At 50.3% G+C, this 26170-nt stretch carries 23 protein-coding genes; 3 read left to right on the top strand and 20 right to left on the bottom strand.

Annotated features, from left to right (window positions below; genetic code table 11):
- Positions 1-12 precede the first annotated feature (12 nt).
- Both TREAZ_RS03295 and TREAZ_RS03290 read left to right on the top strand, forming a co-directional pair.
- The gene (locus TREAZ_RS03295; protein ID WP_015710389.1) at positions 13-1131 is read left to right on the top strand and encodes an Ldh family oxidoreductase; all 1119 of its coding nucleotides are present in this window, start codon (positions 13-15) and stop codon (positions 1129-1131) included.
- A 15-nt stretch (positions 1132-1146) separates the two neighbouring features.
- Complete coding sequence (locus TREAZ_RS03290) at positions 1147-2172, top strand: DUF4838 domain-containing protein (protein WP_015710388.1); 1026 nt, start codon at positions 1147-1149, stop codon at positions 2170-2172.
- A 29-nt stretch (positions 2173-2201) separates the two neighbouring features.
- Here the strand turns inward: TREAZ_RS03290 and TREAZ_RS03285 are convergent, their stop codons facing one another.
- From TREAZ_RS03285 to cooS, 15 genes are all read right to left on the bottom strand, one after another.
- A complete protein-coding gene (locus TREAZ_RS03285) occupies positions 2202-2816 on the bottom strand; it encodes a response regulator (protein ID WP_015710387.1) in 615 nt (204 codons plus the stop codon).
- 18 nt (positions 2817-2834) lie between these two features.
- Positions 2835-5105: a response regulator gene (locus TREAZ_RS03280; protein WP_015710386.1), complete on the bottom strand. Its 2271-nt coding sequence runs from the start codon at positions 5103-5105 to the stop codon at positions 2835-2837.
- An 8-nt stretch (positions 5106-5113) separates the two neighbouring features.
- Positions 5114-6025, bottom strand: coding sequence for an MBL fold metallo-hydrolase (locus TREAZ_RS03275; RefSeq protein WP_015710385.1), 912 nt, complete (start codon positions 6023-6025; stop codon positions 5114-5116).
- A gap of 10 nt (positions 6026-6035) precedes the next feature.
- Positions 6036-6896 (bottom strand): HDOD domain-containing protein, encoded by an 861-nt coding sequence (locus tag TREAZ_RS03270; protein ID WP_015710384.1) that lies wholly within the window; start codon positions 6894-6896, stop codon positions 6036-6038.
- The gene (locus TREAZ_RS03265; RefSeq protein WP_015710383.1) at positions 6886-9483 is read right to left on the bottom strand and encodes a tetratricopeptide repeat protein; all 2598 of its coding nucleotides are present in this window, start codon (positions 9481-9483) and stop codon (positions 6886-6888) included. Before TREAZ_RS03265 ends, TREAZ_RS03270 begins: the two co-directional genes overlap by 11 nt.
- A 14-nt stretch (positions 9484-9497) precedes the next feature.
- The gene (locus TREAZ_RS18730) at positions 9498-10085 is read right to left on the bottom strand and encodes a fibronectin type III domain-containing protein (protein WP_425357474.1); all 588 of its coding nucleotides are present in this window, start codon (positions 10083-10085) and stop codon (positions 9498-9500) included.
- 316 nt (positions 10086-10401) lie between these two features.
- Positions 10402-11097, bottom strand: a complete 696-nt coding sequence (locus tag TREAZ_RS18725; RefSeq protein ID WP_052297629.1) for a hypothetical protein — start codon at positions 11095-11097, stop codon at positions 10402-10404.
- A 486-nt stretch (positions 11098-11583) separates the two neighbouring features.
- Positions 11584-11787: a CooT family nickel-binding protein gene (locus TREAZ_RS03255; RefSeq protein ID WP_015710380.1), complete on the bottom strand. Its 204-nt coding sequence runs from the start codon at positions 11785-11787 to the stop codon at positions 11584-11586.
- Positions 11787-12056, bottom strand: coding sequence for a DUF8180 domain-containing protein (locus TREAZ_RS03250; RefSeq protein WP_015710379.1), 270 nt, complete (start codon positions 12054-12056; stop codon positions 11787-11789). The genes TREAZ_RS03255 and TREAZ_RS03250 overlap by 1 nt, the downstream gene beginning before the upstream one ends.
- Before the next feature lie 11 nt (positions 12057-12067).
- Positions 12068-12853, bottom strand: a complete 786-nt coding sequence (acsE, locus tag TREAZ_RS03245) for a carbon monoxide dehydrogenase/acetyl-CoA synthase methytransferase subunit (protein ID WP_015710378.1) — start codon at positions 12851-12853, stop codon at positions 12068-12070.
- Positions 12854-12920: 67 nt separating this feature from the next.
- Positions 12921-14252 (bottom strand): acetyl-CoA decarbonylase/synthase complex subunit gamma, encoded by a 1332-nt coding sequence (gene acsC, locus TREAZ_RS03240; protein ID WP_015710376.1) that lies wholly within the window; start codon positions 14250-14252, stop codon positions 12921-12923.
- Between the two features lie 21 nt (positions 14253-14273).
- Complete coding sequence (gene acsD, locus TREAZ_RS03235; protein WP_015710375.1) at positions 14274-15215, bottom strand: acetyl-CoA decarbonylase/synthase complex subunit delta; 942 nt, start codon at positions 15213-15215, stop codon at positions 14274-14276.
- 45 nt (positions 15216-15260) lie between these two features.
- A complete protein-coding gene (acsB, locus tag TREAZ_RS03230) occupies positions 15261-17390 on the bottom strand; it encodes an acetyl-CoA decarbonylase/synthase complex subunit alpha/beta (protein ID WP_015710374.1) in 2130 nt (709 codons plus the stop codon).
- 35 nt (positions 17391-17425) lie between these two features.
- The gene (locus TREAZ_RS03225) at positions 17426-18208 is read right to left on the bottom strand and encodes an ATP-binding protein (RefSeq protein WP_015710373.1); all 783 of its coding nucleotides are present in this window, start codon (positions 18206-18208) and stop codon (positions 17426-17428) included.
- Positions 18205-20100: an anaerobic carbon-monoxide dehydrogenase catalytic subunit gene (gene cooS / locus TREAZ_RS03220; protein ID WP_015710372.1), complete on the bottom strand. Its 1896-nt coding sequence runs from the start codon at positions 20098-20100 to the stop codon at positions 18205-18207. The genes TREAZ_RS03225 and cooS overlap by 4 nt, the downstream gene beginning before the upstream one ends.
- Before the next feature lie 216 nt (positions 20101-20316).
- Here cooS and TREAZ_RS03215 point away from each other — a divergent pair, with 216 nt between their 5' ends.
- A complete protein-coding gene (locus TREAZ_RS03215; protein WP_015710371.1) occupies positions 20317-21123 on the top strand; it encodes a methyltetrahydrofolate cobalamin methyltransferase in 807 nt (268 codons plus the stop codon).
- Here the strand turns inward: TREAZ_RS03215 and TREAZ_RS03210 are convergent.
- The 5 genes from TREAZ_RS03210 to TREAZ_RS03190 form a co-directional block, all read right to left on the bottom strand.
- The gene (locus TREAZ_RS03210) at positions 21120-21962 is read right to left on the bottom strand and encodes an aldo-keto reductase family protein (RefSeq protein ID WP_015710370.1); all 843 of its coding nucleotides are present in this window, start codon (positions 21960-21962) and stop codon (positions 21120-21122) included. The two genes, TREAZ_RS03215 and TREAZ_RS03210, sit on opposite strands and share 4 nt — an antisense overlap.
- 31 nt (positions 21963-21993) lie before the next feature.
- Complete coding sequence (locus TREAZ_RS03205) at positions 21994-23058, bottom strand: uroporphyrinogen decarboxylase family protein (RefSeq protein ID WP_015710369.1); 1065 nt, start codon at positions 23056-23058, stop codon at positions 21994-21996.
- A 24-nt stretch (positions 23059-23082) separates the two neighbouring features.
- Positions 23083-23919 carry a sugar phosphate isomerase/epimerase family protein gene (locus TREAZ_RS03200; RefSeq protein ID WP_015710368.1) on the bottom strand — a complete coding sequence of 279 codons (837 nt, stop codon included), beginning with the start codon at positions 23917-23919 and terminating at the stop codon, positions 23083-23085.
- Between the two features lie 17 nt (positions 23920-23936).
- Entirely contained in the window at positions 23937-25232 is a 1296-nt protein-coding gene (locus tag TREAZ_RS03195; RefSeq protein WP_015710367.1) for an ABC transporter substrate-binding protein, read from the bottom strand.
- Between the two features lie 64 nt (positions 25233-25296).
- Complete coding sequence (locus TREAZ_RS03190) at positions 25297-26157, bottom strand: carbohydrate ABC transporter permease (protein ID WP_015710366.1); 861 nt, start codon at positions 26155-26157, stop codon at positions 25297-25299.
- Positions 26158-26170: the final 13 nt, after the last annotated feature.

Genomic DNA, 26170 nt, shown 5'->3' with positions numbered 1-26170 from the left:
TGGAGGATATTGATGGCTCAGAACAACGAGACTGTATATGCGCATTTTGACGAAATGCATGAATTTATGTGCCAGGCTTTTATTGCAGCAGGAGTACCCCCGGAGGATGCCAAAGTCTGTGCCGATGTGCTCATTGAATCGGACAAGAGGGGCATTGACTCCCACGGCGTAGGGCGGCTCAAGCCGATTTACCTTGACCGGATTAAAGAAGGGATTCAGTTTGTAAAAACAAATTTTGAAATTGTGAGGGAAACTCCCTCCACTGCGGTGATAGATGGCCACGATGGCATGGGCCACGTCATTGGCGTACGTTCCATGAACATGGCAATCGAAAAAGCCAAAAAGTGCGGCCTTGCGATGGTAGTAGTGAGGAACTCTACCCATTATGGCATCGCCGGTTACTATGCCCTCATGGCTGCAAAAGAAAACATGATCTGCTTTACAGGCACCAATGCCCGCCCCTCCATAGCCCCAACTTTCGGCGTGGAGAATATGCTGGGCACCAACCCCCTCACCATAGGCTTTCCCACGGATGAGGAATTCCCCTTTGTCATCGACTGCGCCACATCCATCACCCAGCGGGGAAAAATCGAACATTACGCCAGAATCAACAAGACCATGCCCGCCGGCTGGGTAATTGACGGGAAGGGCAATGCCGTTACGGACCCCAATATCGCCCTCAAAGGGCTTGTAGCAGGTACCTGCGCCCTTACCCCTGTGGGCGGTATTGGCGATGAGCTTGCAGGCTATAAAGGTTATGGCTGGGCAACAGTAGTAGAAGTACTGTCAGCTGCCCTCCAGGGCGGTTCCTTCCTCAAGACCCTCACCGGTATCAATGCCGATGGCAGCCACAGACCTTACCACCTGGGGCATTGGTTCATTGCGATCAAAATAGAGGCATTTACCGACCCTGGGGCTTTCAAAAAAACTTCAGGCGATATACTGCGGGAACTTCGGGCTTCCAAAAAAGCGGAAGGCCAAAGCCGTATCTACACAGCAGGTGAAAAGGAATATATTGCATATTTGGACAGGAGCAAGAAGGGCATCCCCCTCAACCCCGCGGTCCGTACTTCCCTTGAAGCTGCCAGGGATGAGTGGAAGGTGAAGTTCACATTCTCCTGGGAGAAATAAGGCACACCACCGAACATGGCAGGTTTTGATGTTTCCAAAGAATGGGCCATTTTAGTCCCTCCAAACTCGGCCGCTGCAAAAAAAGGGGCTGAAGATATTTCCCGGTGCATAGCCCTGCTGCGCAAAGACAAGGGGCAGGACGCCCCTGCGCTTCTTGACGCTTCGGGAGATGCTCCCCCTGAAAGCGTTCCCGTCATCGTTCTCAATAGTGAAAATGCCGGGCCTGAGCGGAACGGTTTTACCTGGAGGGCAGGCGCCGCAAGGGTGGAAATCTTCGGCGAATCCCCCAGGGGGCTCTGCAAGGGCGTCTATGATTTTCTGCTTTCATTGGGAATAAGCTGGCCTGAACCCGGAAAAGAGGTACTCCCCTCCCCTGCTGAAAATGATATATACCCCTTCAAAACAAACGGCGCATATCAACCATCAAAATTTGAAGGCGAAGATCTGAAAAAAGCGCCATGGCACCGTTTTGTGGTTAAAACAAAAAAAACTTCGCTGAAATCTTCCAAAAAACGTGAAGCCTTCGTTGCCTGGGCCGCAAGAAATAAATACGATGCTCTGGTATTCCCCCTCGAATGTCTTGACAAAGCGCCAAAACTTGCCGACGACTATGCCTTGCTTATTGAAGGGGGCGGCAGGGAGCTTTCGCTGCTTCTCCCGAGGAAGCTCTTTCTCTTCCACAAAGAGCTTTTCCGCATGGAGGAAGGAAAACGGCAGAAAAGAATCAATTTTTGCCCCACCAATCACGAAACAATTAAAATTATCAGGACTGAAGCTGAAAAGTATTTCCGCCTTTCAAAAAATGTAAAGGTTTTCCACCTCTGGCCGGACAAGGGCGGGGAAAAGTCATGGTGCTCCTGCCCCAGCTGCCGGGCTTTTACTCCTGCTGAACAGAACCGCATTGCGGTTAATGCTGCGGCAGACGCGCTGGCTGTGGTAAACAGCAATGCATTTATCTCATTTTATGAAAGCCCGGAGGAAGGCGGGGACATACCCCTGAGACAGAATCTCTTTAAACTGGAAGAATTGCCCGCAGAATAGCTGCAAACTGAATCTGATGTTTCCCTCTTTTAAGAGATTGACAGGTACACCAGAAATTCCTTGATTTTGCCCTTGGCCTTCTCATAGTCAAAAGAATCCACAAGAACCCCGATTTCATCGGTGAAACGGCGTATATGCACATTCTGGCTTGAAGCGATATTCCTCATTTCCCGTATCAAAAGTTCAGCTCTGGAAACATCCCCCGAAGCGATTATCATCAAAAGGTTCCTGAGTTTATCCTCCAGGGGATTATGGGCGGACTTTGTTTCAGGCAGCCCTATAATGGCATCTATCTTTTTAAGCAGCAATTCAGCCTTGACGGGCTTTACAATATAATCCACTGCTCCTGCATTTATAGCCTTGGTTATAAAATCCGCAGATGCATGGGAAGTAACAAAAATAACCGGTATTTTTTTGCTCTCAGGATGGTCTCGACGCATCTGCCCCAAGAAATCAAAACCCGACATACCGGGCATTTCAATATCAAGGAGTATGAGCTCAGGCATGATGTTATCCAAAAGGCCTAATGCAAGCTTTGCTGATTTTGCAAGGCGGACATCAAAATAACCCTGAAGTATGCTGCGTATTGTCGTAAGATTTTCAGGCATGTCATCCACAGTAAGAACGATTCTTCTCTCAGCCATTTTTTGCCTCTTTTTGTTTCATTTTATAATTTTTAAAAGATCCCTGATTTTTGAAGATGCTTCCTCATAATCATAGGATGAAATTAAACGGCATATTTCACCGATTAAAATATCCGCTTCTTTATTATAGCACAGTTTTGCCAGTTCCGCAGCAGCAGCATCGGCCTCATCCCCTGATGCATTGGCACAGGCGGAATTGAGACGCTCCAATAATTCCTTTAAAGCCCCCGCTTCGGCTTTGGCCTTTTTTTCTTCCCCGGAATTTATCAGGGAAGTACCTAATAGGGCCTGGCGGAACTCGGCCATAGCCCCAAGAAAGGAATCGTTCTCCGCTATGCAAATTCCAGCCTCCCCTTGCTTTGCAGCCTTCTCCAATTTGAAAGCCCATTCAGCAAGCCCCTTGTTCCCCACTGCGGCAAAAACACCCTTAACTGCATGGGCCCGGATCGCATATTCGGCCCAATTTTCTTCCATAAGAAAATACTTGAGATTCGCAGCATATTCATCGGCCCCATCGCAGAATTGCCTCAAAGCGCGGAAGTACCCGTCACGGTTTTCCCCGATATGGGAAAGACCTTCCCTCACGTCAAGGCTCCGGATTTTTGAAAGCTCTTCAAGGAGGAATTCGGAAAGGGGAACATCTTTTATTGCGGCAGAACCTGACAGGGTTTCTGCGTGATATGCTTCTTCCGCATGAAAAGTGAGCTTTTCTGCGGGAAGCCATTGGCTTAAAATGCGGTTAAGTGCATTACTGTCAATTGGCTTGGATATAAAATCGCTCATTTCTGCATCTTTAAAAATCTTGTCCATTCCCAAAACCGCATTGGCGCTTAAGGCGACAATAGGCATTGTTCTGCTCCATTCATCCCCGCGGTTGCGTATATGCTGAACCGTCTCTATCCCGTCCATGCCAGGCATCATATGATCCATAAAAACAAGAGCGTACTTTTTCCGGGAAATCATTTCCAAAGCTTCAGTGCCGCTTAATGCCTTATCGGCCCATATGCTATGGGTGGCCAAAAAACCCAGGGCAACCGTAAGGTTCACCGAATTATCGTCCACCACAAGGACAGGTATCTGCTCCTTTGCATAGACTTTTTCTACGATGACAGGCTTTTCCACTTTTTCAATATCCCCCGGAATCAAGGGAATCCACGCGGAGAATGTCGATCCTTTGCCGTAAACACTTTCCAGTTCCAAGGCCCCGCCCATCATTTCAAGAAGGGCCCTGGCAATGGAAAGCCCAAGGCCTGTCCCCTGTATAAGACGGTTCTTTTCCTTATCAAGCTGCTCGAAATTATTGAAGATTTTCTCATAATCCTCCTGCTTAATGCCTATGCCGGTATCTTCAACAATTGCGGCAATATACTCTTTACCGTCCCGCTCACTGAGCTTAATCGACAGGCTCACATGGCCCGCATGGGTATATTTCACCGCATTGCTCAGAAGATTGGAAATTATCTGGCGTATACGAAGATCATCGCCAAAAACAGCCTCGGGTATATTAGAATCCATAACGCTGATAAATTCCAGCTCCTTGTTTACCGCAAGAAACCGATTTATGGAACAAACTTGATCATACACATCCCTAAGCCTGAAATGAACCGGGATAACTTCCATCCTGCCTGCTTCAATTTTAGAAAAATCCAGAAGATCGTTAATCAACTGAAGCAGGGCTTTGGAGGTTTTTTTTATATCCAGAAAATACCCCTGCTGCACAAAATCAAGATTATCGGTGCGCATAAGATCGCTCATGCCAATAATGGCGTTCATGGGCGTCCTGATATCGTGGCTGATGGATGCCAAAAAGCTGCTCTTGGCCCGATTAGCATCCTCTGCCAGTTTTTTCGCCTTTATCAGTTCTTCGTTGAAGCTTTTAAGCTTCCTGGTTTGGGAAGCCATAAGGAGGTGGTTTTCAATACGTTTAAGGAGCAGTGCCTCTGAAAATGGTTTATAGATATAATCAATGGCTCCCAGGGAAAGGCCTTCGAGTTCACTTTCGGCGTCAGAACGGGAAGTAAGAAAAATTACCGGAATATCCAAATTTTTCTCATCAGCTTTTAGCTTTTTTAAAATTTCAAAGCCATCCATCACGGGCAGATCCACATCCAGAAGTATGAGGTCAGGGTTGACTCTTTCCAAAACGCTGAAAAATTTTTCCCCCGAGGCGACCGTAAAAACCTGATAATGCCCTTTTAATATGCTTCTGGCGTGCGTGAGGTTGGCTACAGTATCGTCCACCATCATTACTATGGGCAGGCCATTTTTTTTATCTTCTTCCATTTCCATGTTTGTGCTTATGCCTCTATAATAAGACCTTCTCTGGCCATCATGGCTTCCACCCCCGCATGAGCTGCCCTGGCGCAATAAACCTTTTCAAGCTCCACAAGCTGGGCATCGGTACGGTTGGGATCATGGTGGAAGAAAATTAATTTCTTTATGCCTGCGGCAGAAGCGGAAGCGAGGCTATCCTCATAACTTGAATGCCCCCAGCCCAAATGCTCATTGTATTCGGCAGCCGTGTATTGGGTGTCGCGGATAAGCACATCGGCGCCCTTAAAGAAATTAATTACCTTTGCATTCTCATCTTTTGCCGCTTGCTCACCTTCGAGGGCAGCGTATTCATCATAACCCGGAAGGCCGGGATCAGTGGGGAAAAGGTTGCGGAAAGGTTCATGATCATAACAAGTAACAATGGATTTACCCTGATACTCAAAACGGTAGCCCAGACAGGAGATAGGATGATTTAAAAACTTGGTTGTTACTTTTAGGCCATCCCCAAGATCCAAAACAGTTTCACGTATCTGATCATACACAATCTTTGCCGCAAGCTCGGTCTGGCGCACTGGCCAATACCGGTACGAAAGCTGGGCCCCGATTATGGATTCGAGGGTGTCGTCCTCAAAGGGGACAGGCCCCCGTATGCGCAGTTTTGTTGATGGTATAAAGAGGGGCGTGAACATCGGAAAGCCCATAATATGATCCCAGTGGGTATGGCTGATGAAAATGTCGGTATCTATGGGGCCTTTTTTAAGTTCTTCCGCCATGAGCCAGTCGCCCAGGGGTTTCACCCCTGTGCCTAAATCGAGGATTACAAGCCTGTCATCTGCCCGTATTTCAAGGCAGGCAGTATTCCCACCATAAACTACCGTTGCTGAACCGGGACAGGGTATTGAACCACGGACACCCCAAAAACGTACAGACAGCATAAAAACCTCATTAAATCTTTAAAAATATTTTAGCCTTTTCGATTTCGCTATTCACCATGGGCTCAAGCTCGGCAAAGGCCTCCTGGGTAATCCCCAGGGCATCCCATACAGATTTCTCTATTTTATCAGGATAACGATCCCCCGCAAAGCCTATGTCCCCAAGGGACGCAAACCGATTTGCAGCGATAACACTGTAAAGCACATCAACGCTGTTGCCCGCATACGCTTCGCTGCTATGATGAAAAATAATAGCATCCCCCACAGCGCCTTCAAGCTTCCAGGCTTTTACCACCATAGCCCCCGCGGCACAGTGATCCAACCCCAGGGTCTTTTCTTCTCCCTTATGCAGGGAAATTCTCTCCATGTCAGCTTCATGCAGGGTGAGCATATATTCTTTTGACAGCACTGTATTGAGCGGGATTTTTCCTATGTCATGGAGAAGTCCGGCGGTAAAATATTCTTCAGCTAATTTCGGATCAATACCCCGTTTTTTGGCCAACAGTTTTGCTGCGACACCCACGCAGAGCGAATGTCTCCAAAAACCTTCCATATCCAAACCAAGGGGATCTTTTTTCCCTGCCAGATTCCCCATGACCGCTGTGGAGAGCGCAAGATTTTTAACTGTATTAATGCCCAGCATGATGATAGCCCTGACAAGGTTTGTGACATGGCTGCTCAAACCATAATACGCAGAATTGATAAGCTTGAGCACCCGCCCTACCAGCACCGGATCGAGGGAAATAACATGGTTGAGATCCGCAGGGCTTGTCTGGGGATTATTGCACACTTCCAGCACTTTTGCTACCGAAGTTGGAAGGCTGGGCATGTTCTTTATATATTCATCGATTTTTTCGCTGAGTTCAGGCTTCATGGGCCTCCCTGCTTTTCGCTGCGGACTCTTTCAATCCAGTTATAACAGGCTCGGCCTTGCGGGCAATGGCAGCCGAAAGTTCCGGGTCAGGCAGCTCTGTCGCCAGCCCTTCCAGATACCCCAGAGTTTCCGCAGCTTCATCAGGATCAGGCCCATCCAAAACCTCGATCTCCTCAACAGATTCACCCTTGCGTTCCTCAATGTCCCTAAAGAGCCCCTTGCGCCCCTCGAAAACATCAATGATGAATTCCAGACCCAGTCGCCAATCGCTTGCAAGGAAATCTGATTTGTTTTTCTCAGGAAGGGAGTCAACCAAACTTTTAAGGTTTTTCAACAAGTCCAGCATAGCCTTGACTTCGATATTTTCTTCGGCAGGGGCTTCATCTATATTCAATTCTTCGATTGATTCCGCTGATTCTGCCGCAGGAGGTTCTTTTTCAACAGGAATTTCCATTCCAGGTGATTCCTCGTGAAGCTCAGGCGCTTCTTCGTCAGGCGCCAAATCCAGGAAACTGTCCTCTGGTTCAGGTTCGCTTAAATCTTCGGGGCTCTCTTCACCAATAACAGCTTCCTCCTCTTCCCCCTCGCCCTCGAGGGATTCTTCCAAAGGAGGAAGTTCGGGATCAATTTCCAGCTCAGCATCTTCCTCAGCTTCAATTTCCGGCTCAGGTGGCGCAGAAGGGAGGGGGGCTTTTGGCTGCGGTGCGGGCGGCACAGGCTGCAATGGCGCAGACCGCAGCGGCGCAGGCTGCTGGGGAGATGGCTGCTGGGGCGGGCGGGCATCGGAAGGATCGACCAGGGAATCGAAAGGATCTTTGGGCTGTGGTATATCGTCCCCTTCCTCGTCCAGATCCATGAAAGGCTCAGCGCTGAATGCAAAATCATCGACCGGCATTTCATCCTCGGCGAAGACCTCGTCATCTTCGATAAAGAGGGCCTCGGTTTCTTCGTCTACAGCTTGTGAAATTCCGGCAGAACCAAGAAGCAGGGACAGGTCGCTTTCTTCGTCGGGGTGCTCTTCACCGCCGCCAAGGATCTTCATGTTCCTGTCCCACATTTCTTTTACCGATGAAGAATAGGTATTCACCGCATTTTCATAAAAATCCAGGGACTTGTTAAGCTCAGATAAATCATCAGAAGTTGCCCGCTTGCCCTGAAGGTTGACCAGGGCGTCCGCAGTACGCAGGGCTTTTTCAACAGAACCTGATTCTTTGTACAGTTCTGCTGTTGCGGCAAGGGCTTCAGTGTCATTGGGATCGATTTTAGAGAGTTCTTCAAAAACCTGAACCGCATGGGCCTTGTTCCCCATCTCGGCGTAGAGTTTGCCCAACAACAATTTTGCCGTACGATCATTGGGACGTCTTGCAAGATAAGCCATGATGCAGTCTTCGGCCTCTTTATACTCTTTACGCTTAAAGTGTATATCTGCTAAATCAAGATGAAAGGAATAGTTCCCCGGATCTATGGCGAGCATTTTTTCGAAGGCAGCTTTGGCTTCCTCATCATTTCCTGTAATGCGCTGCACTGCCCCCAGTACCCGGAGGGCCTGGGTATCTTCAGGCGCCCATTCCAGGGCAGCCTTGGCTTGCTCCAGGGCTTCGGGGTAGCGCTCCATTTTGAGGTAGAGACCCGAAAGGCGATCCCGCAGATCGGCGCTGTCCGGGGTAAGCTTTACCAGCTTTTCAAGCTCCAGCACTGCATTGGCGAAGTCGCCCGATTCTTCCAGAGTACGTTCAAGGTTGACCACGGCTTTTGTGTACCGTGGATCAGCTTCGATGGCGCGGCGGTAATTCTGCACCGCTTCCTTGTTCTTACCCTGGTCGGCCTGAATCACTCCCATATTGTTACGGGCTTCTGCGTTGGAAGGATCCGAATCGATGATGCGGTTAAAGACATCCAGGGCCTTGTCGTGGCGGCCCTGCTTAAAGTGGATAATACCAAGATTGTTCATGGGCTCAAGCCAGCCTGGCTTGGATCTCAGAGCAGCCCGGTATTCGTTGGCAGCATCCTCAAGGCGGCCGTTGGCTTCGAGGGCCACGCCGTAATTAAAGTGAAGGGTAGGATTATTGCGATCCAGATTGAGGCCCTTGTGAAAAATCCCATAGGCTTTGTCATACTCTTTTAATTGATCGTAGATAGTGCCCAGGTTGTTGTAGGCAGACACATAGTTGGGATCGAGCTCTATCACCTTGGCGTAAGCCATGGAAGCAGCCTTGAGGTTCCCCATCTGCTTGTGGATATTCCCGATATTGTAATGGAACTCAGCCTTGGTAGGCTCCAGGTCGATAGCTTCGACAAGGGCCCCGAGGGCATCCTGAAGCTTACCCTGCCTCCGGTAGATGACCGCGATATTGTTCAGGGCTTCGATGTCCTGGGGATTCTTCGCTAAAAGGGTGGTGAACTCGTCCGCAGCCTCGGTGAGCTTCGCCTCACGGGCAAGGGTTGCCCCCAAAAGAAGATGGGCCTCCCGGCTGTCGGGCTTTTTGGCAAGGTAACTTTTGAGGAGCCGTTCAGCTTCCTCATGATCCCCCACCCGGGCCGATCCCCTGGCGCGTTCAAGCACATCCTGTATATCAATAGGGCTCATACCAATCCTTAAGCTTAAAGGCCTTGCGCGGGCTGCCGCAAAGGCCGGGCCGCAGCCTCCCTCGAAAACATCCCCGCTTCCTTCAGGGTTTTATCATAAGCCGCAACAGCGAAGTAGTAGAGGGTCCCGTTCTTGAGCCCCTCTATACGCACCGAATTCCTCAGCCCCGCATTTACGGGAGACTTAAGCTCCCTGCCTTCGAGTATAGCATGTTCTCCAAAGTATTCGCCACTGGATGTGCCGTAATAGACAAGGTAGCCTCCCAAATCCTGCGAAGGAACCGCCCGCCACGAAAGTTCCACTGCCCCATCCCTTGCGATGGCGGTTACTAAGGCAGGCGGCGGCGGCGGCTCATTGGCCTGATACACAATGCGCAGTTCGTCCAGATACGGCGTAGCCTCTCCATTCCCCGAAGGGTAGAAATCCGCCGCTACCTGTATGTAACGCCCCGCAAGCACCTCGCCCAAATCAGCCCCGGCAGCTACCGGGACCCAGGGCACATCGTTCCACCGGTAAGGCGTATCATTGGCCCTTGCAAAAAAGCGCAGTTCAGAGTAATCGGAAAAACTCAAATTCCCGTTCCCCGCATAGGAATTCCTCATGCCCCCCGCAAGGTTGATGCTGCGCCCCCCAAAAGCCTCGATTTTAAGCACCCTGCTGTTGGCCTGCCCAAGATCGATAGTCCTCGTCTCAGCCCTGCCCTCCCGGGGATATCGCGCCAAAACAGGGGAAGCCATATAATGCCCGTAAAGCCGGAACTCATCCATCAGCCCCGAGAACCTCCCTCCAAGCACCATACTGCCATCCTCTCCAATTATAGGGGTATAGACCTCTCCCTCTTCCCTGCCCGTGGAAGTAGCATACTCAAGCGCAGCCAGCCTCCCATCCACCAGGTACTCAAGGAGCCCCAAATCCGCATCAAAGCGGAGAAGATGATGAGCCCAGGCTTTTGGCAGCACCGGCGCGCCAGCAAGAACCAGGGAAATCCTCTGTCCTTCGGCAGGGTCGGAAAAAAAGTCCGAAAAAGTCCATTGCAGCCTGTTTTTCGTATGCAATGCACTGGATACGCTGAACAATATAGCCCCCCCGCCCGTCAGACCGCGAAGACGACCAGCTTAAAACCTGCTCCCCGTTTTCAAGGTTTAGGGGCAGGAGCCAAAACTCGATGGAAAAATCCCCCACCCGGGCCCCAGGCGCAAAAACCGCCCCTCTCCCGGGCCGCAAAACCAGAGGCCCTTCGTCCCTGCCTCCCTTCTGCCCCGTAAACTGAGCCGCCCCATTCCCGGCCCTGGCCCAAGGCTGCCCCGCCGTACCCAGGGCAGGCGTAACCGCCACTTGCCAATGCCCGCCGGAATCCGCGAAACGCTCCGCGCTCCCCTCGTCAAAGGAAAGGTAAAGGTCAGCCCCAGGCTCAGCCATCCCCCCATCTCCCAAACTCGACAAAGCCAGCACCGTATTGGGCCTCGCCAGGGCAATCTCAGCCACCCCAGCCCGCCTCTCCATAGCCTCCCAGCCAAAACCCGCCCCAATGGTGAAAGTCTTCTCCCCCACCGCAAAAAGGCCCGAGCCGGCCATCACGCACGCTATTATTATAGAAAAAAGTGTTCTTTTCATGGGTTCCCCCTTTCTTATCGGAAGAATTCGGGGGAGGATTTAGGGGGGAGGAGCCTTTAAGAATAGGGAAAGGGGTCGGTTTCCGGGCATTCTCATTTGCCTATAGGTTGATAATGTGGCATACTTAATGAAAGCATAGATTAAATTTGAGTGGTACTCTGAAAAAAAACGGATTAATATAGAAAAACATGGCATTGATCTTGAGAGTCAAACTGGTTTATCCCCTGAAATGATAGAAAAAATCAACAATCTCGCTGCAGAGCGGACGAGGTATGTTGTTCTCATAAGGCATTCTACCACCGATCCGGGCTGTGAAAAACTTACCCTCAGAGAAAACCGTTGAACTGCTTAAAAACATGAGTAATGAAAAAACCATTTATGTCATCAGGTTTATACAGGCCATAAACGATACCGATTTTTTAGCAAAGGATTAGCATCACTCTTTTCTATTTTTTGATTTCTTCCAAATAGCCTGAAAACAAATAATCACTGCCGCTGCTCACACCTGCTCACATTTATAGTATTCCTCGTAAGGTCGATATTTTTAATCAAGCCCGCAAATTCCACCTCGACCCCTATGATGTCGGTAAAAACAAGGCGATCTCCTGAAACCGAGACAGTGCAGACATGTTCGCAGAGTTTCCTGGGCGTCTGCCCCTCCCCCAGTTCATACACAGTAGAAAGGCACATTAGGCTTTCCCCGTGTCCAAAAGCTTAAGGGCTTCTTCAAGCTTGGCATTCCCGGCTTCAAAATCTTTGACGCCCTTGCCGATGAGTTCTGCCGCTCCATCGCTGCCGGCATGATGAAGCGTGTGGGCCAGCTCGGCAAGTTCCTGGGCGTGGCTCTTGTTGTGTTCGATCATGTACTGGAGCAGCGGAAGCGTCTTTGCCTGACCCCCGGCATCCCCGTGATGCTCATGATCGTGATGGTCGTGGGGTTTGCCGTGATCGTCGTGCATATAAATTTCCTTTACAGTTCCAAATAAGAATCCGCGTACAAAGTCTGGTTCAAAATAACCGCACAAGTTTTCACCGTATCCATAAGCCTCTTGTCGCAGGGGTTCATGATGGCGGAGGTGAGACCGCATTCAATGGCCATGGCGGTGAGGACTGAGTCCACCACAGGGCGCAGTTCCTTGGGCATGCCGTTGCTGGCGTTGGAAAGGCCAGCTGTGGAATTGAGGCCCATATCTTTAAGCTGACGTATGAACTCGAGGTATTCAGGCTGCTTTTCCTGCATGCCCTTGATGACCAGGGTCAGGGGGTCGAACCACATGTCCAGGGCGTCCATGCCCAGGGCAAGACCATGTTCCAGCATTTCCTGGCAGAAGGTCATGCGCTCCTCGTTGTTGGCAGGGACGCCGTGCTTGGAACAGAGGGTGATGACGATGGCATCGTTGGCGGCCGCCAGGTCGATGTTGGAAATGCGATCGCCCGCGTCGGCAGAGTTGACAATGGGCTTACCGTGGGTGCGGTTATACACCGAGATGCCCGCCTCGATGGCTTTCTTGTTGGCCGTGTCGAGGCAGAGGGGGATGTTGTCGCAGTTTTCCTGTATCAGTTTTACCGCCCACTTCATAAGCTCTTCGCCGTTCTTTTCGGCAGGCCCGATATTCACATCAAGATAGGATGCGCCGCCCGCGATCTGATCCTTGGCCCGCTGAATAATCGGAGCGGGATCCATTTTTTCCATAGCAGCACGAATCGCCGGAGAGATACAATGTATCCTTTCACCTACAACGATAAACTTTCCCATTCAAATTTCCTCCAAAATAAAATTAGTACTTTTACTGCTAACGCTAGTACTATTACTGTTAACACTATTACGCCGTCAATTCCTTAAGGAATTTTACTACGCCCACAGCTTCGCCTGGGGCTACAATAATCTTCCAGCCGGGGAGGCTTTCTTCAAGCTCGCCCTTGAGAACTGCGACTTTGCCGGGAATGATGAGGGAACGGCTCTTTATCTTGTCTTCCACGCCCTGTTCCTTGATGAACTTTGCCATTGAGGAGGCCGACAGTTTTCCTGCCGCCCAGGCGGTGAGCACCGAATAACCGCCGGCGTCCGAAATAAGAAGATTTACGGGGATGCCGGAACGTTCAATTTCGCCGGACACAATGAAGTAGGTAAGGGCAAAGTCCACGGTGGTGGCGCAGAGGGCGTTCTCGTCGGCGCCGTTGATGGGATAAATCCCGGGTTCTACCTTCATGGGCTTCTGGGGGTCGGTATAGATGTTCTGGCGGAGGCCGTAGAGGGGCAGGGCCTGGGCATAGTTCATGCTTTCCAGAACGACAATCGAGCCGTACTTCACGGTAAAGAGCGAAGCAAGGGCGGTCTGCATGGCAGCATTGCCGGAAGCCAGTTTGGCGATATTCACGAGGGAAGGATAGCCAAAACTCCGGTCTCCGTCTTTAAGGGCGGCCCGCCTTATCTGCACGGCATTGGCAAAGGCGGCTTTGACAGAAACAGTACCAACATCGATGATGAGGTTTTTGTTCCCCAGAGTTTCAAGGGCCTTTACGGTGTCGTAAATGGCGTCGAGGTTTGCGCCGCCCACGCCGAGGGCAACGCCCGCTTCGATGGCAAGGGCGCTCATCTCTTTGTAGTTGGATTCATTTGCGCCATTGAGCACGGGCTTTCCGGCTTTGACAATTTCGAGGGCCGCTTTTGCCGCGTCAAGATCTTTTACGTCAAGAATGAGGGTGCGGTTTGCGGCCTGGGCTTTCTTCACGGTTTCGACAAAGGCGGCTTTGTCGCCCTTGTACTCCACGCTGACAAGCTCAACAAACATACGCTCACTGATACGCTCGTAATCGATTTTGGCAATTTCGGGAAGTTTCTTGTCTACACAGTCGGAACAAACCGAAACGGCATAGAGGCTTTTGGAAACAAAGGTTTTGTCGTGCCTGAAGAGGACGGTTTCGCCTCCCAGGGTGTAGGCCTTGTCGCCTGCGCCTATGGTAATTGCCTTCATGGGCGGGGCGGTGGCTTCGCCTAACTGGGCGAGGGCTTCGGGGCTCATGTGGGGGCATTTGTCCAGGGTCAATGCGCCCTGGGCAACTTTCATGGCAAAGGCCATACAGGTAGGGGTCCCGCATTCTTTGCAGTTGGTCTTGGGGGTCAATTTGAATATATCCAATCCTTTGAGGGCCATCTTTTTCTCCTTACCTTACGCTTACATCAGATCCGAAATAAATTTCGAGATCGTGGCAATGGATTCGGGGTGACGCAGTATTACTGCGTTTGAACCTGCTGCCAGTACTGCTACTGCGGTGGAAACTTCCATGTTGACGCCTCTCGCTTCGAGGGGGCCCCACTCAGGAAAATCTTCTTCGCTTACGACGGTTTCTTTTACCGACCAGGCGTCGGTTCCCAGGGGGGTGATGATGGGCATCTGGAGCATGGTGTCGTTCTGCACAAGGGCCGCGCCTTTGATGCGTTCCATGGTGGAGGCCACATATTCAAAACCATAACCTGCGACTGCGCAGCCCACGTTCATCACCACCGAATTGGCGGTAATGCCCATCTGGGACACCAGCACGTTGAGCTGTTTTGCAAGGTTGATATCCACCGAAGATTCTGCGCCGATTTTCTGGCCGTAGGCCTGAACCGCCGCGACTGCGATGGGCTTGTAGTTTTCTTCTTTGGCGGAAAGGAGGAGCACATTTTTCCCCTGCAGGGCTTCTGCGATCTTGGGGAAGAGTTCCTTGTCCTTTTCCATATTACCACTGCCCTGAATTACCAAGGGAAGGGTAACTTTGTCGGACACTGCTTTACAGAGGGCCACGCAATCGTCCACGGATTTGTTGGCCCCGTTGGGATCGGCCCCTTCAAGGGCGAGGCTTATAAAACTTACGCCGGGCATGGAGCAGGCTTTGGCGGCTGCATCGGGCACTGTGTCTGCGCCGGCATAAAAAGCGGCAATGCCGGGAATGTTTTTGTCCGGCCCATTGTCGGTGATCTCCACTCCCACTTTGGGAGGATTCTTAATCTCGCCGTCAAAGCTGTAGAGGGGAAGCACCTGTTCGCCCCCAAGGGTGAGGGCCTTGTCTCCCGTCCCGATTACCACTTCCTTTATGGAAGCGTTGAATTTTTGGGGAGTAGGTTTAAATGGCATCACGTATCTCCTTCTGTAAATAAAATAGTAACAGTAATACTGAAATTATAATAGAGGTTCCATTTCCAGAACCGGGTGTCCCTTTTCGGCGAGGAAAGTTGCAAGCCCTTCCACATCTTCGGCTACAGTTTCATCGCCGACTTTTTCGGTAAAATCTTCAACACCCCAGAGTTCCTGCACGGTTTTGTTGAGCCGTGAACCCACCAGATCCTTCAGCGCCTTGGGCATCCACACAATACGCCTCGAACCGCCGTCGGCCTTCATGAACTTTTTGGAAGCGATAAAGTGCTTGCCGTGGCCCATGAAACCCGGGGTCTGAACGCCGCCGCCTGTCATGGAAGCCATTTCCGAAAAGGTCATGCCCAGAGGAGTCATACCGGTATGTTCACGGTTTACGATAACCACGCCGTTGCTCATGGGTTCTATGCCGCAGATGCACTCAAAACAGCCGCAGCTTGTCATGGGGTCCTGCATGATGGAATAAAGCGTTACCTGCTGGAGGGAACCGTGGGAGGCCTGCTGCACATTTTCGTTTACATCTTCCCAAATGCCGAGGTTTTCGTCGACCACCCGTTCCTTGGTAACCACCTGACAGGGGCCGTTGGGGTCGAGTTCGTTGGTAGCCTTGGCGTCAAGCCAGGACACGGCCCCGCAGAGGCCCAGCCTTTCGGGGCTGACTATGCACACATGGGCGGGCGAAAATGACTGGCAGAGTATGCAGTTGTAAAACACCGGCACAGTCTCGTCCGTAAGGGACTTGAGGCGGTCGTCACGTTTGTTGTAAATCTCATTGGCCTCGGCCCGAAGTCTTTTTAAATCATCAGGATTAGTGTAAATCTTGACCTGACATTTATCCACCACGCTGTCATATTCGCTTTTGACTTTGGCGTAGAGTATTTCGCCGATGTGCTTTGCCCTGAAACCCGCATCAAAGGCAACCTTGCTCACCCGTATGCGGATAAGATCCCGCTGGCCCGTATGCATCACCCCTTCGGCGCAGTTGATAAAATTATGGAAACGGCGCTCGAAAACCGGCTCAAAGTCGCTCTGCATGTTCTTGCCCGCAACTTCCACAACATAGCCGATGGGGAAGCGGCTCCCGACTTCAACACTGTCAATGTCCGGGCCTATGATTTCTATGTTGTGATCTTCAATCTCGCTGGAATCTTTGGTACGCACCAGTTCAAAACAGTCGAGGCGCGAACCGTCCATATCCACCTGCATATCTGCGCGGCGTATGATCTCGCCCTCAAAGGCAGTGGAGAACGAAACAGGAATATCAATTTTGGTGATTTTGAGTTTAATGTCCCGCGCTTCGAGGGAAGTCTCAATAAAATCTTTAGTGTTTTCCTGAATGATGAGGCTCTTGGGAACCTTCCACATATCTTTAGTATCATTGGTAATAACCGGGAAACCCATGGCGATTGCCCCGGCTCCTGCGCCGATCACAATATCGCCGACCGGATCAAAGGCGTTAACAAAGGCCCTGATGCGGTGGAAGGTGTAATCGTCAAGTTCCTCGCGGTCGCCGGGCTGAACCGCCCCGAATATCATGGCGGCCCTGTTTACAAAGGAGATGATGTGGGCCACTGCCCAAATATCCGGCCCCACCGCAACCACGCGCACCGGAAAGCCCATATTGACCTTCATACGTTTAGCCTGATCGATAATGCCGCCTATGAGGAACACAAAAATTGCCCGGGACTGATAGCCCTTGATGAGTTCCACCGCTTCCTCGTCGGAAGGGGCAGGCCCTATGATGACCACGAAGCCGGGAAGATCCCCTGTAACAAGGGGCACGCCCAGTTCGCGGGCTTCAGCGTCCGAAAGATGGCCATGGTATTCCTCGCCGTAAGGCTGGGGGTTTTTGGCGTACTTGCAGGCCTCGATAATCTCAGCCGCAAGGAAGGTACCAAAACCGGCCTTGAACACATTGTCCAGCCTGGGGCCGCGGGTGATCCATTCCTTGATTACAGGCATGGTTTCTTTAAACTGGCCCAGGGTGGTGATCTTCTTCCCCAGATAGGCCAGATGATTTGCGAGGTAGTACCCCGTGTTCGGCATGGCCATGGGGGCGGCTTCACCGAGTTCCGCAATGGTCTCATTCAAAGTTTTTTCAGCCATGGCGTACATTTCATCGACGCCGTCAAAAGCCCGGTCAAAAAGCAACTTCATTTGCTTATAACTCCTTCTTCTTCATGAAGACTCTTTTATTCGTGTTGATGCTCAGCATCAATGCGTTCTTTAATTTTCCTTATCTCCGCCACCGCTGCAGCGCTGGTATCAAAAGGAGAAATTCCCTGCCTGTCGGCGCCTGCAACTTCATCGTTATAATGAACAAAGCCCAACAGTTCTTCTGCGCTTATGCGCTTTTTCAAAAATTCCTCATCCTCAGGCCCGCGCACTTTATTTGCAACAACGCTCACTTTTTTTATGCCGAGGTCTGCGGCAAGGGGTTTAAGTTTCGCCAGAGTCTGAATGCTCCGCTCTCCGGGTTCAATGACCACGATGAAGCGATCCATCATCTCCGCAGTGCCCCTGCCCAAATGTTCGAGACCCGCTTCCATGTCCATGATGACCACTTCGTCACGGGCAATCACCAGGTGGGAAATCACCCGCTTGAGCATGATGTGTTCAGGGCAGACACAGCCGCCGCCGCCTGTTTCAACAGTTCCCATGAGTAACAGTTTTACTGCGTTTTTTTCCAGAGAAAAGCGATCGGGTATATCGTCTACCCTCGGGTTGATTTTGAAAAATTTACCGTAAGTGTCTTTATTGGAACCCGTACGTTCGGCAATGAGGGCTTCCATTTTAGAAATGGGCATAATGTCCTCAAGCTCTTTGGGTGTGAAGCCCAGGGCCGAACCCAAGTTGGCATCAGGGTCTGCGTCAACGGCGAGGACTTTTCTCCCCTCCGATGCGTAGAGACGGGCAAGCACCGCCGCAAAGGTGGTCTTCCCCACCCCGCCCTTTCCGGTAACCGCGATTTTCATATACCCAGAGCCGTCCGCTTTGCTTCAATTCCTGCAAGTATGTTCTTTACCAGTTCATGAGGATCAGTGTTGATGATGTAACCTGCCCCGGTGATCTTCCGGGTGCCTTCGGTGATAAGTTCCATCATCTGGGCGCTGCCTGAAACTTGCGGTTCAATACCGAGGTACACGTCGAGGCCGGTGGAGACTACGTAGTTGGCAATAGACACGGCCTTTTCGCTCATCCACTCGGGGGCGCAGCCCACAACCGGAATCTGGGTAGTATCCACACCCCAGTCCTTGGCGATGCCCGTAGCAAGCAGCATCATGCGGCTGATGTCAACGCAGGCGCCCATGTGGAGTATGGGCGGAATATGTACCAGTTCGCAAACCCGGCGCAGGCCCGCTCCGCAGTAATACTTTGCATCGTAATTGAGAAGCCCCGCCTTGGTGGCGACTTGCGCGGCGCAGCCGGTTGCAACGATGAGTATGTCGTTTTGGAGAAGTTCCTTCATTATCTCAAAGTGGGAATAGTCGGGCCTTACACGGGGATTGTTACAGCCTACAATGGCGACCGCGCCCCGGAGCACACCGGCCTTGATGGCGTCAATGGCGGGCTTGTAGGAACCCAATTCATCGACGTGGCTGTTGGTAACACCGTCGAGGTGTTTAATAATCTGTTCTGTAGGATAGCCCACCACGGCGTTCTTCTTGGAAGGGGGAATGCAAACCTTGGACGCTTCCCTGTTCTGGTAATTATCGACAGCCATCTTCACAATGTCTTTGGCCTGCTGGAACGCAGTCTCGGGCTTAAACTCAATGTGGGTTGCCCCAGGAATGCGGGCTATGGGAGAAGAAGTGACAAACTTGGTATGGAAACATTCCGCAAGCTGCGGCAGGGCCGGGAAGATACACTGAATATCCACGCACATCATTTCCACCACACCGGTGAGTATGGCGTTTTCTTGCTGAAGGAAGTTGCCCGCCATTCTGACCCCATGCCTCATTGCAACCTCGTTGGCGGTACAGCAGAGGCCAACAATGTTGATGCCCTTGGCGCCCTTGGTCTTGGCATAGTCGGTCAGCTCTTTTACTTCTGCGGCAGTAACCACCATCTCAGAAAAAACAGGGTCGTGGCCGTGGACCACGATGTTGACCATGTCCTTTTCGAGAACCCCGAGGTTGCCTTCGGTGGTGCGTACCGTGGGAGTGCCGAACAGTATGTCCGTAACTTCAGTTCCCAGCATGGAGCCGCCCCAGCCGTTGGCAATGGAGGTACGAAGGCCCTGACGCACCAAAAATTCGGCGTCCGCAGTGTTGCCCATGTGGGTCATGTGCATGGCTGTGACCACTTCGCGGTCAATAGCCCTGGGCAGTATGCCCTGCTCCGCCCAGACCTTCTGGCGTTCGGGGGTAGCCCTGGACACGAAACGCTGGGTACCCTCGGGCTTCCCGAATTCCATGAGGCCTATGTCAGCCACGTCGCGGGCAATATCATAAATATCCCTGCCCTCGGTGGGAACTTCCCACTCTTTGGCAAGGCTTAAGAGCTTCTGTTCGTCCCGGATTTTATAATTCCCCTCGGGGCTGGCATTGCGCAGGACGTGGAGTATCTCCCGGGCGTGATCAGAGTGGGAAGAAGTGCCTGCCGCAACAGAACGGAGGTAATTCCTGGCAGCAATGGCATGGGCGTCGGCGCCGCAGATGCCCCGGGGGGCTTTGGCGGTGATGCGGCAGGGCCCCATGGAACAGTTTTTGCAGCAGATGCCCCCCTCGCCGAACTTGCAGTGGGGACTCTGGGCTTTGACCCTGTCGTCATAGGTTTCAGCACAGACCGCACAGGCATTTTGCTTCAGCATGGCGTTATCCGCCTCCATCTGCTCTATAGTGGTTATATTCTCAGGGGGTTTCAAAATTTATCTCCTTCGCCTTCAATTCTCTCTATATTAGTATACCAATTATATCGATAATAATCGAATTTTTACCTTGATTTTTTAGCTCTAAAACAAGACTAAATTGTCGAGTTTTGATTTTGGAGAATCTTTTAGATTGACAGGATAAAAAAAGGGATCAAGTATAAACTATGGCCTGTTTCGGCCCATTCTACTAAATTTCCATGAGGTATTTCAATGATTATTATCGGTGAAAAGATCAACGGCTCCATTCCCAAAACCGCAACCGCCATAGCGGAAAAGAACGAAACATTTATCCGCAACCTTGCCAAAAAACAGTCCGCAGCCAGGGCCAGCTATATTGATGTCTGCGCCTCGGTCTCCCCTGAAAAGGAACTCGAAACTATCAAGTGGCTCGTAGACCTGGTTCAGGCCGAATCCGAAGTCCCCATCAGCCTCGACAGCCCCAACGCCAACATCTTCAAAGACGCTATAAAATTCTGTAAAAAGCCCGGCCTTATCAATTCGGTCTCTATGGAAGGCGACAAAATCGATCAGGTTTTCCCGGTCATAGCCGAAACCGGCTGGAACTGCGTAGCCCTCCTCTGCGACAACTCAGGCATACCCCAGTCCGCAGCCCAACGGGTCTTGATTTTTAAAGAAATTTTGAAAAAGGCCGAATCACACAAGATAGACCCCAGCCGCCTCTTCATTGACCCGGTGGTCGAAATGCTCTGCACATCCGAAGACGGCATCGCCACTGTCACCGAGACCATCAGGGAAGTAAAGAAAATCTGTCCCCCCGTGCATATCACCTCAGGGGCCAGCAATATCTCCTACAACCTCCCCATGAGGAAGTTCATCAACCGCGCCTTCATCATACTCTGCATGAGCGCCGGCATGGATAGCGCCATCATAGACCCCGCCAACGAGGACATGCTGGCCCTGATTTTCGCCACCGAAGCCCTCCTGGGCAAGGACGAGATGTGCATGGAGTACATCGGTGCCTACCGGGACGGCCTCTTTGGCGAAGTGAAGGCTTAGCGGATAATACTGGTCTTACCGGGGCTGCTCCGGCCTTCGAGGTTGGGCAGCCGCTTTTCAAAAGCAGCCAGGGAAATTTCCACGTTCTCGTGAACCTCGTGCTCGTTGATGCAGCCTACCGTAATCATGTCCTGCTGCCTGATAACGTTCCAGTTGAAGGTAAGCCCCACGTAGGGGGTGGTGCGGCCGGCGGCAAAGGGCTTAATGGTCATAACCGGCTTCTTTGCGTCATGGATAATGCGTATCACCGATTCTATTTCTATCTGCATCAAAAATCCCAGGCAGTTAAAAATCTGGATATAGGTTTCCACATCATAGCCGTTGAGATCCGTATACTGGATGATCTCGGGCATGTGGGCGCTGAGGCCGGGGATGAGGCCGTTCTGGCGTATCATGTCGGTATAATCGGGCAGCCTGTCCATGGTCTTTTTGTTCTTGTTCACCAGCTGTTCAACCGAAGAATGGTGAAGCAGGCAGAAGGCGGAACCGATTTCCTTGCTCACCTTGATGATATTCTCGGTCTCTTTGCGGGCGGCCGCATTGTCATCCATATTGAAGATGGGCGTATCAATGAGGATGATCTTCTTCCCGATTTTGTCCTGGACACGCTTGATTTTATCCAAGCAGTCAGGGGCTGACGAGAAAGGCGCCATCCAGGCGTCAATGCCGTACCCCAGGAAAGCTTCCAGCACCTTAAGGGTTGCCTCAACTGTTGCGTGGTGTTCCTTAATCGTAACATCCGCCGCGTGCCCTGTGTGGCTCCAGCCGAACATCCAGTTGGATCCGATCAACATTCTCGGCAGGGAAACCCCTGCCACCGTAGTTCTGGGAAATGCCATGACATTATCCTCCATAAATAATGGGATACTATTACCAGCGTCCCGCTTCCTCAAGGAAAGCTATAATATTTTGAGGCGGCGTACCGCCCTGTATTGCATGAGAAGGCGCCAGAATATAACCGCCGTTTTTTCCCATAATCTTTATTCGCTCCTGTACTTCTTTCCGCACATCGTCAGTACTGCCGAAAGGAAGAGTGGATTGCACACTCACTCCCCCATGAAAGCATAGTTTATGCCTCCAGTTGTTTTTTAGCAATACCGGATCCATGCCCTTGGCATCAAACTGTATCGCCTCAAAAACATCTATACCCATATCGATAAGGCCGTCAATGGCATCCATCACTGCGCCGTCAGTATGGTACATCACTTTTACGCCAAAACTGTGAAGCAGCTTGTTAAGCCGCACATGATGAGGCTTTAGTATCTCCTCCCATAAGGGGAGAGACATGAGGAGCCCGCTCTGCTGGCCTATATCGTCAGCTGTAAAGGCAATATCAATGCGTCCTCCGGCTGCAGTCAAGGCCCGCTCAAAATAAGCGCAGAAAAAATCCGTAACCTTTTCAAGCAGCTTCCAGGCAAGATCAGGATCAGTCAGGAGAAGGGCGAACATATCTTCAAAACCGAGCATATACCAGCTGGACTCAAAGATATTTCCATTGCCCATAACTATTGCATGTTCGCCGTCATGATCTGCTTTTTCAATATCAGATTTAAGAAAACTGTAATCGAACCAGTCAGGTGAGGGAAACACATGATCTTCAAGCTTCATGGTTTCCCCCAATCCCTTCAGGGGGTAATTACTGATCTCATAGTAGGAATCGAATCCGTTGAATACCGCTTTATGGCTGACTCCCCAGACATCAGGCTTCTCCGCATCGCCCTTGGGGCTGCGGTACGAAGGCCCGATATACCGGGGAGACACCCAGCGCAGATCGGTTGCGGCAAGAAGCATGGCATCAATTTCATTCATCGTTTTGCCGAGATATTCGGCTAGCTGCTTGCGGGCATATTCGTTTACCCCAAAGCCCAACGAGAATGGAATCTTGTCGCTTTCTTCATGCCGCAGTGCAGCCAGAACGCGTTCGCGGGAAGTCACGTTAATACCTTCATACCAGGGATATCACCGATGATTTCTTTGCCAATCTGCAAAATAGGCAAAACTCTTATCCATTGCTTCATCTTCGCCGTTAAAGTCAAGATCAGTCTCGATGGATGCAAAGAGAATTTTATCCACTGGGGCATCCGAAAAAATATCAAGAGCCCGTTTTACATCAACAATACCTCTCCCAAGAGGAACGCTTTGCCAAATACCGTCTTCAAAAATATAATCCTTGAGGTGTACATGGCGGGTAATCCCCATGAGTTTTTTTATTGCTGCAATGGGGTCTTCTCCCATAATAAGCCAATTCCCGGTATCATTTAGTAATCCTACTGCGGGGGTATCCCGCAGGGCCAGATATAATTCATCCCCGGAAAAACTGCAGTATTCCTCTGTAGCGCAGATGAGTCCCCGGTCTTGCGCAATTTTATTGAGCTTTCGAGCAGCTTCATAAAAAACACGTACTCCCTTTTCATGGGTCATACGTCCATGGAGGTTATGATGAAAAACTACATGATCAGCTCCCAATACCACAGCATCTTCCATTGTTCTTGCAATACCATTAAGTGATTCTTCAGTTACTTCAGGTTCAGGATGTATTTCTAGGGTTCCAACATTTGGAATAGAAATTAAACCTGCATTATCAAGTTTTGCTTTTAGTTCCAGGATATTTTTTTTATCATGATGTGTTAGGACATCCTGGTCACCACAAAGGCCCAGATCAATACCCAAGGTATCAATCTGGTATTTTTCCTTAATAGCGATAGCCTTGTTGAGATACAAATCAAGGTCACTGGCCCAGTGGTTTTTGAAAATATGATGATAACTCCAATTAAGCACACTGGGAATAATCTTCATAGCATCTCCTGTTTTAGCTATTTAAAAATAGCATTGATTTTGGTCATGCATTCATTGATAGCAGTCTGGGGGTCACCGCCTGCCATAACCTGGGTACACATGGTATTAAGTGGCCCTGAGGGGAACGCGTCAATCTCGCTGAATTCGGCAATAGGCATATCCCCGGGATTTGTCCGCAGGGTCTGGAGGGTAAAATTCTTATAGATAGGATCGGTCTGGAAATAGGAATCATTCATAACATCCAGCCAGCTATTTACAAGACCCAATACCTTCATGGCTTCAAGCTGTACATCTTTTGAACAGAAGTATTTGAGCCATTTTTTTGCAGCTTCCGGATGTTTGGTGGTTTTAAAAATGCTTACAGGTGCTGCAAAAGCTATAGATGAAGGACCTGTACCGGTTTTAGAGGGGATAATTGCAGAACGTACATAAGGAACGATTTGAGGAGCATTCAATTTTACATTGGTAAAGAAATCCGGCGCTACCCCCAAAACGATAGCGGCTTTGCCAGCCATAAACACCTGGGCACTATCATAAGAAGGATCGATTACAGCCTGGGGTACAATGTGATGGGTAAAAACCGCATCATACATAAATTTGAGGGATTCTACACCGGCAGGGCTGTTAAAGGTAAATTCAGTATAGGAATCATTCATCACCTTTCCGCCATGTCCAGCCAACAAGGCAAACCAAGTCTGGTCAAACCGGGCCTGACTTACACTGAAAAGAAAGCCTGCACGATCTACAGAACCATCAGCATTATAAGTAGTCAGTTTCTTCCCGATATCAAGGAGTTCAGCATAGGTTTTGGGAAATTCGGTAATACCGAATTCATCGAAAAGCTGCTGGTTGTAGACAGCAGCACGGGTATCACCGCGCCAGGGCAGACCATACCAATGACCATTAATGTAACACTCTGGCCGGGCTACATCATAAAATCCATCAGAGCCCACTTCGGCAATAACATCATCGATCTGCAAAAGCCCATATTTTTCACCACCGATTTTTACCCATGAATAGGGGAAAAAGGTATCGGCTACATCAGGAGCTTCGCCACCTGTTGCTGCCAGGGTATATTTGGTATGAGCCTGGCCCCAGTCAACATAAGTTACATTTACAGTAATACCGGTTTCTTCTTTAAATTTTGCAGCAATGCCGTTGATAAAATCCTGCTGCCCCTGAGGGTTGCCACCGTACTGTTGCATCCAGAAATTAATCGTCTCACCTTTCGATGAACCACCTTTGCATGCACCAAAGGTGAATCCGATTACCAGAACCGCCGCCAATACCAATACTGTTCGTATGGCCTTCATAAAAACTCCTCCACTTAATAAAAATATTTCTATCCGCCCTATGACGGAAAAGATACCAAATGAATTACCCCTTGACAGCCCCTGAAGTGAGGCCGCTAATAAGGTATTTTTGCAAGAAACAAAAAATCAACATTGCCGGCAGCGTAGTCAGCACTGCAGTTGCCATGGTCATTGCAATCCGCACATTCCCGCCGTATTGCCCTATATAGTCGTATATTCCCACTGCCACCGTCTTTATCGCGTTATTGGTCATCATGACGCTGGCCCACATAAATTCATTCCAGGAAAGGATAAAGGCAAAAATCGCAGTGGCAATAATACCGGGAACCGCCAAAGGTACAGCTATGCGCAAAAACACTCCCCAGCGGGTACAACCATCTATAATAGCACTTTCTTCCAGCTCCTTTGGCAGGGCTGCAGTAAAATAACTGCGCATCATCAAAGTGGAAAAAGGTATGCCCCAAATAGCATAAGCGATAATCAGCCCTGCATAGTTATTGGTAAGATGCAAATTAAACATCATAAAATAGAAGGATACAAAAGGCAACATACCGGGGATAAGCTGGGAAAACAGAATAGTGCCTATGACCCCATGCTTACCCTTGAAGGCGAACCGGGAAAGACTATACGCAGCAGTAACCGAAAATACCAAGCACATAGCTACAGTGCAAGCAGAAACAAACAAAGAATTGAGCATATACCGGAGCATGGGTATAGTTTTCCAAACCTCCGTATAATTAGAAAAATCCAGATATTCCGGTATCCACACGGTAGGAGAAAGAGTTTGCTGATGAGGCGGCTTTAGAGAACTGATGATAAGCCAGTAATAGGGAAAGAGTACAAAAATCGCAATCCCTATCATAATGAGGTAATGCCCCGTGGTATTAGCAATTGTTATGGTTTTCTTTTTTATGCCCATCGCCATGACTGCGCCCCTT

It is taken from the genome of Leadbettera azotonutricia ZAS-9 (genome assembly GCF_000214355.1).
Lineage (GTDB): Bacteria > Spirochaetota > Spirochaetia > Treponematales > Breznakiellaceae > Leadbettera > Leadbettera azotonutricia.
Note: the sequence above shows the minus strand (reverse complement) of the source record. Positions and strands in the feature narration are given on the sequence as shown.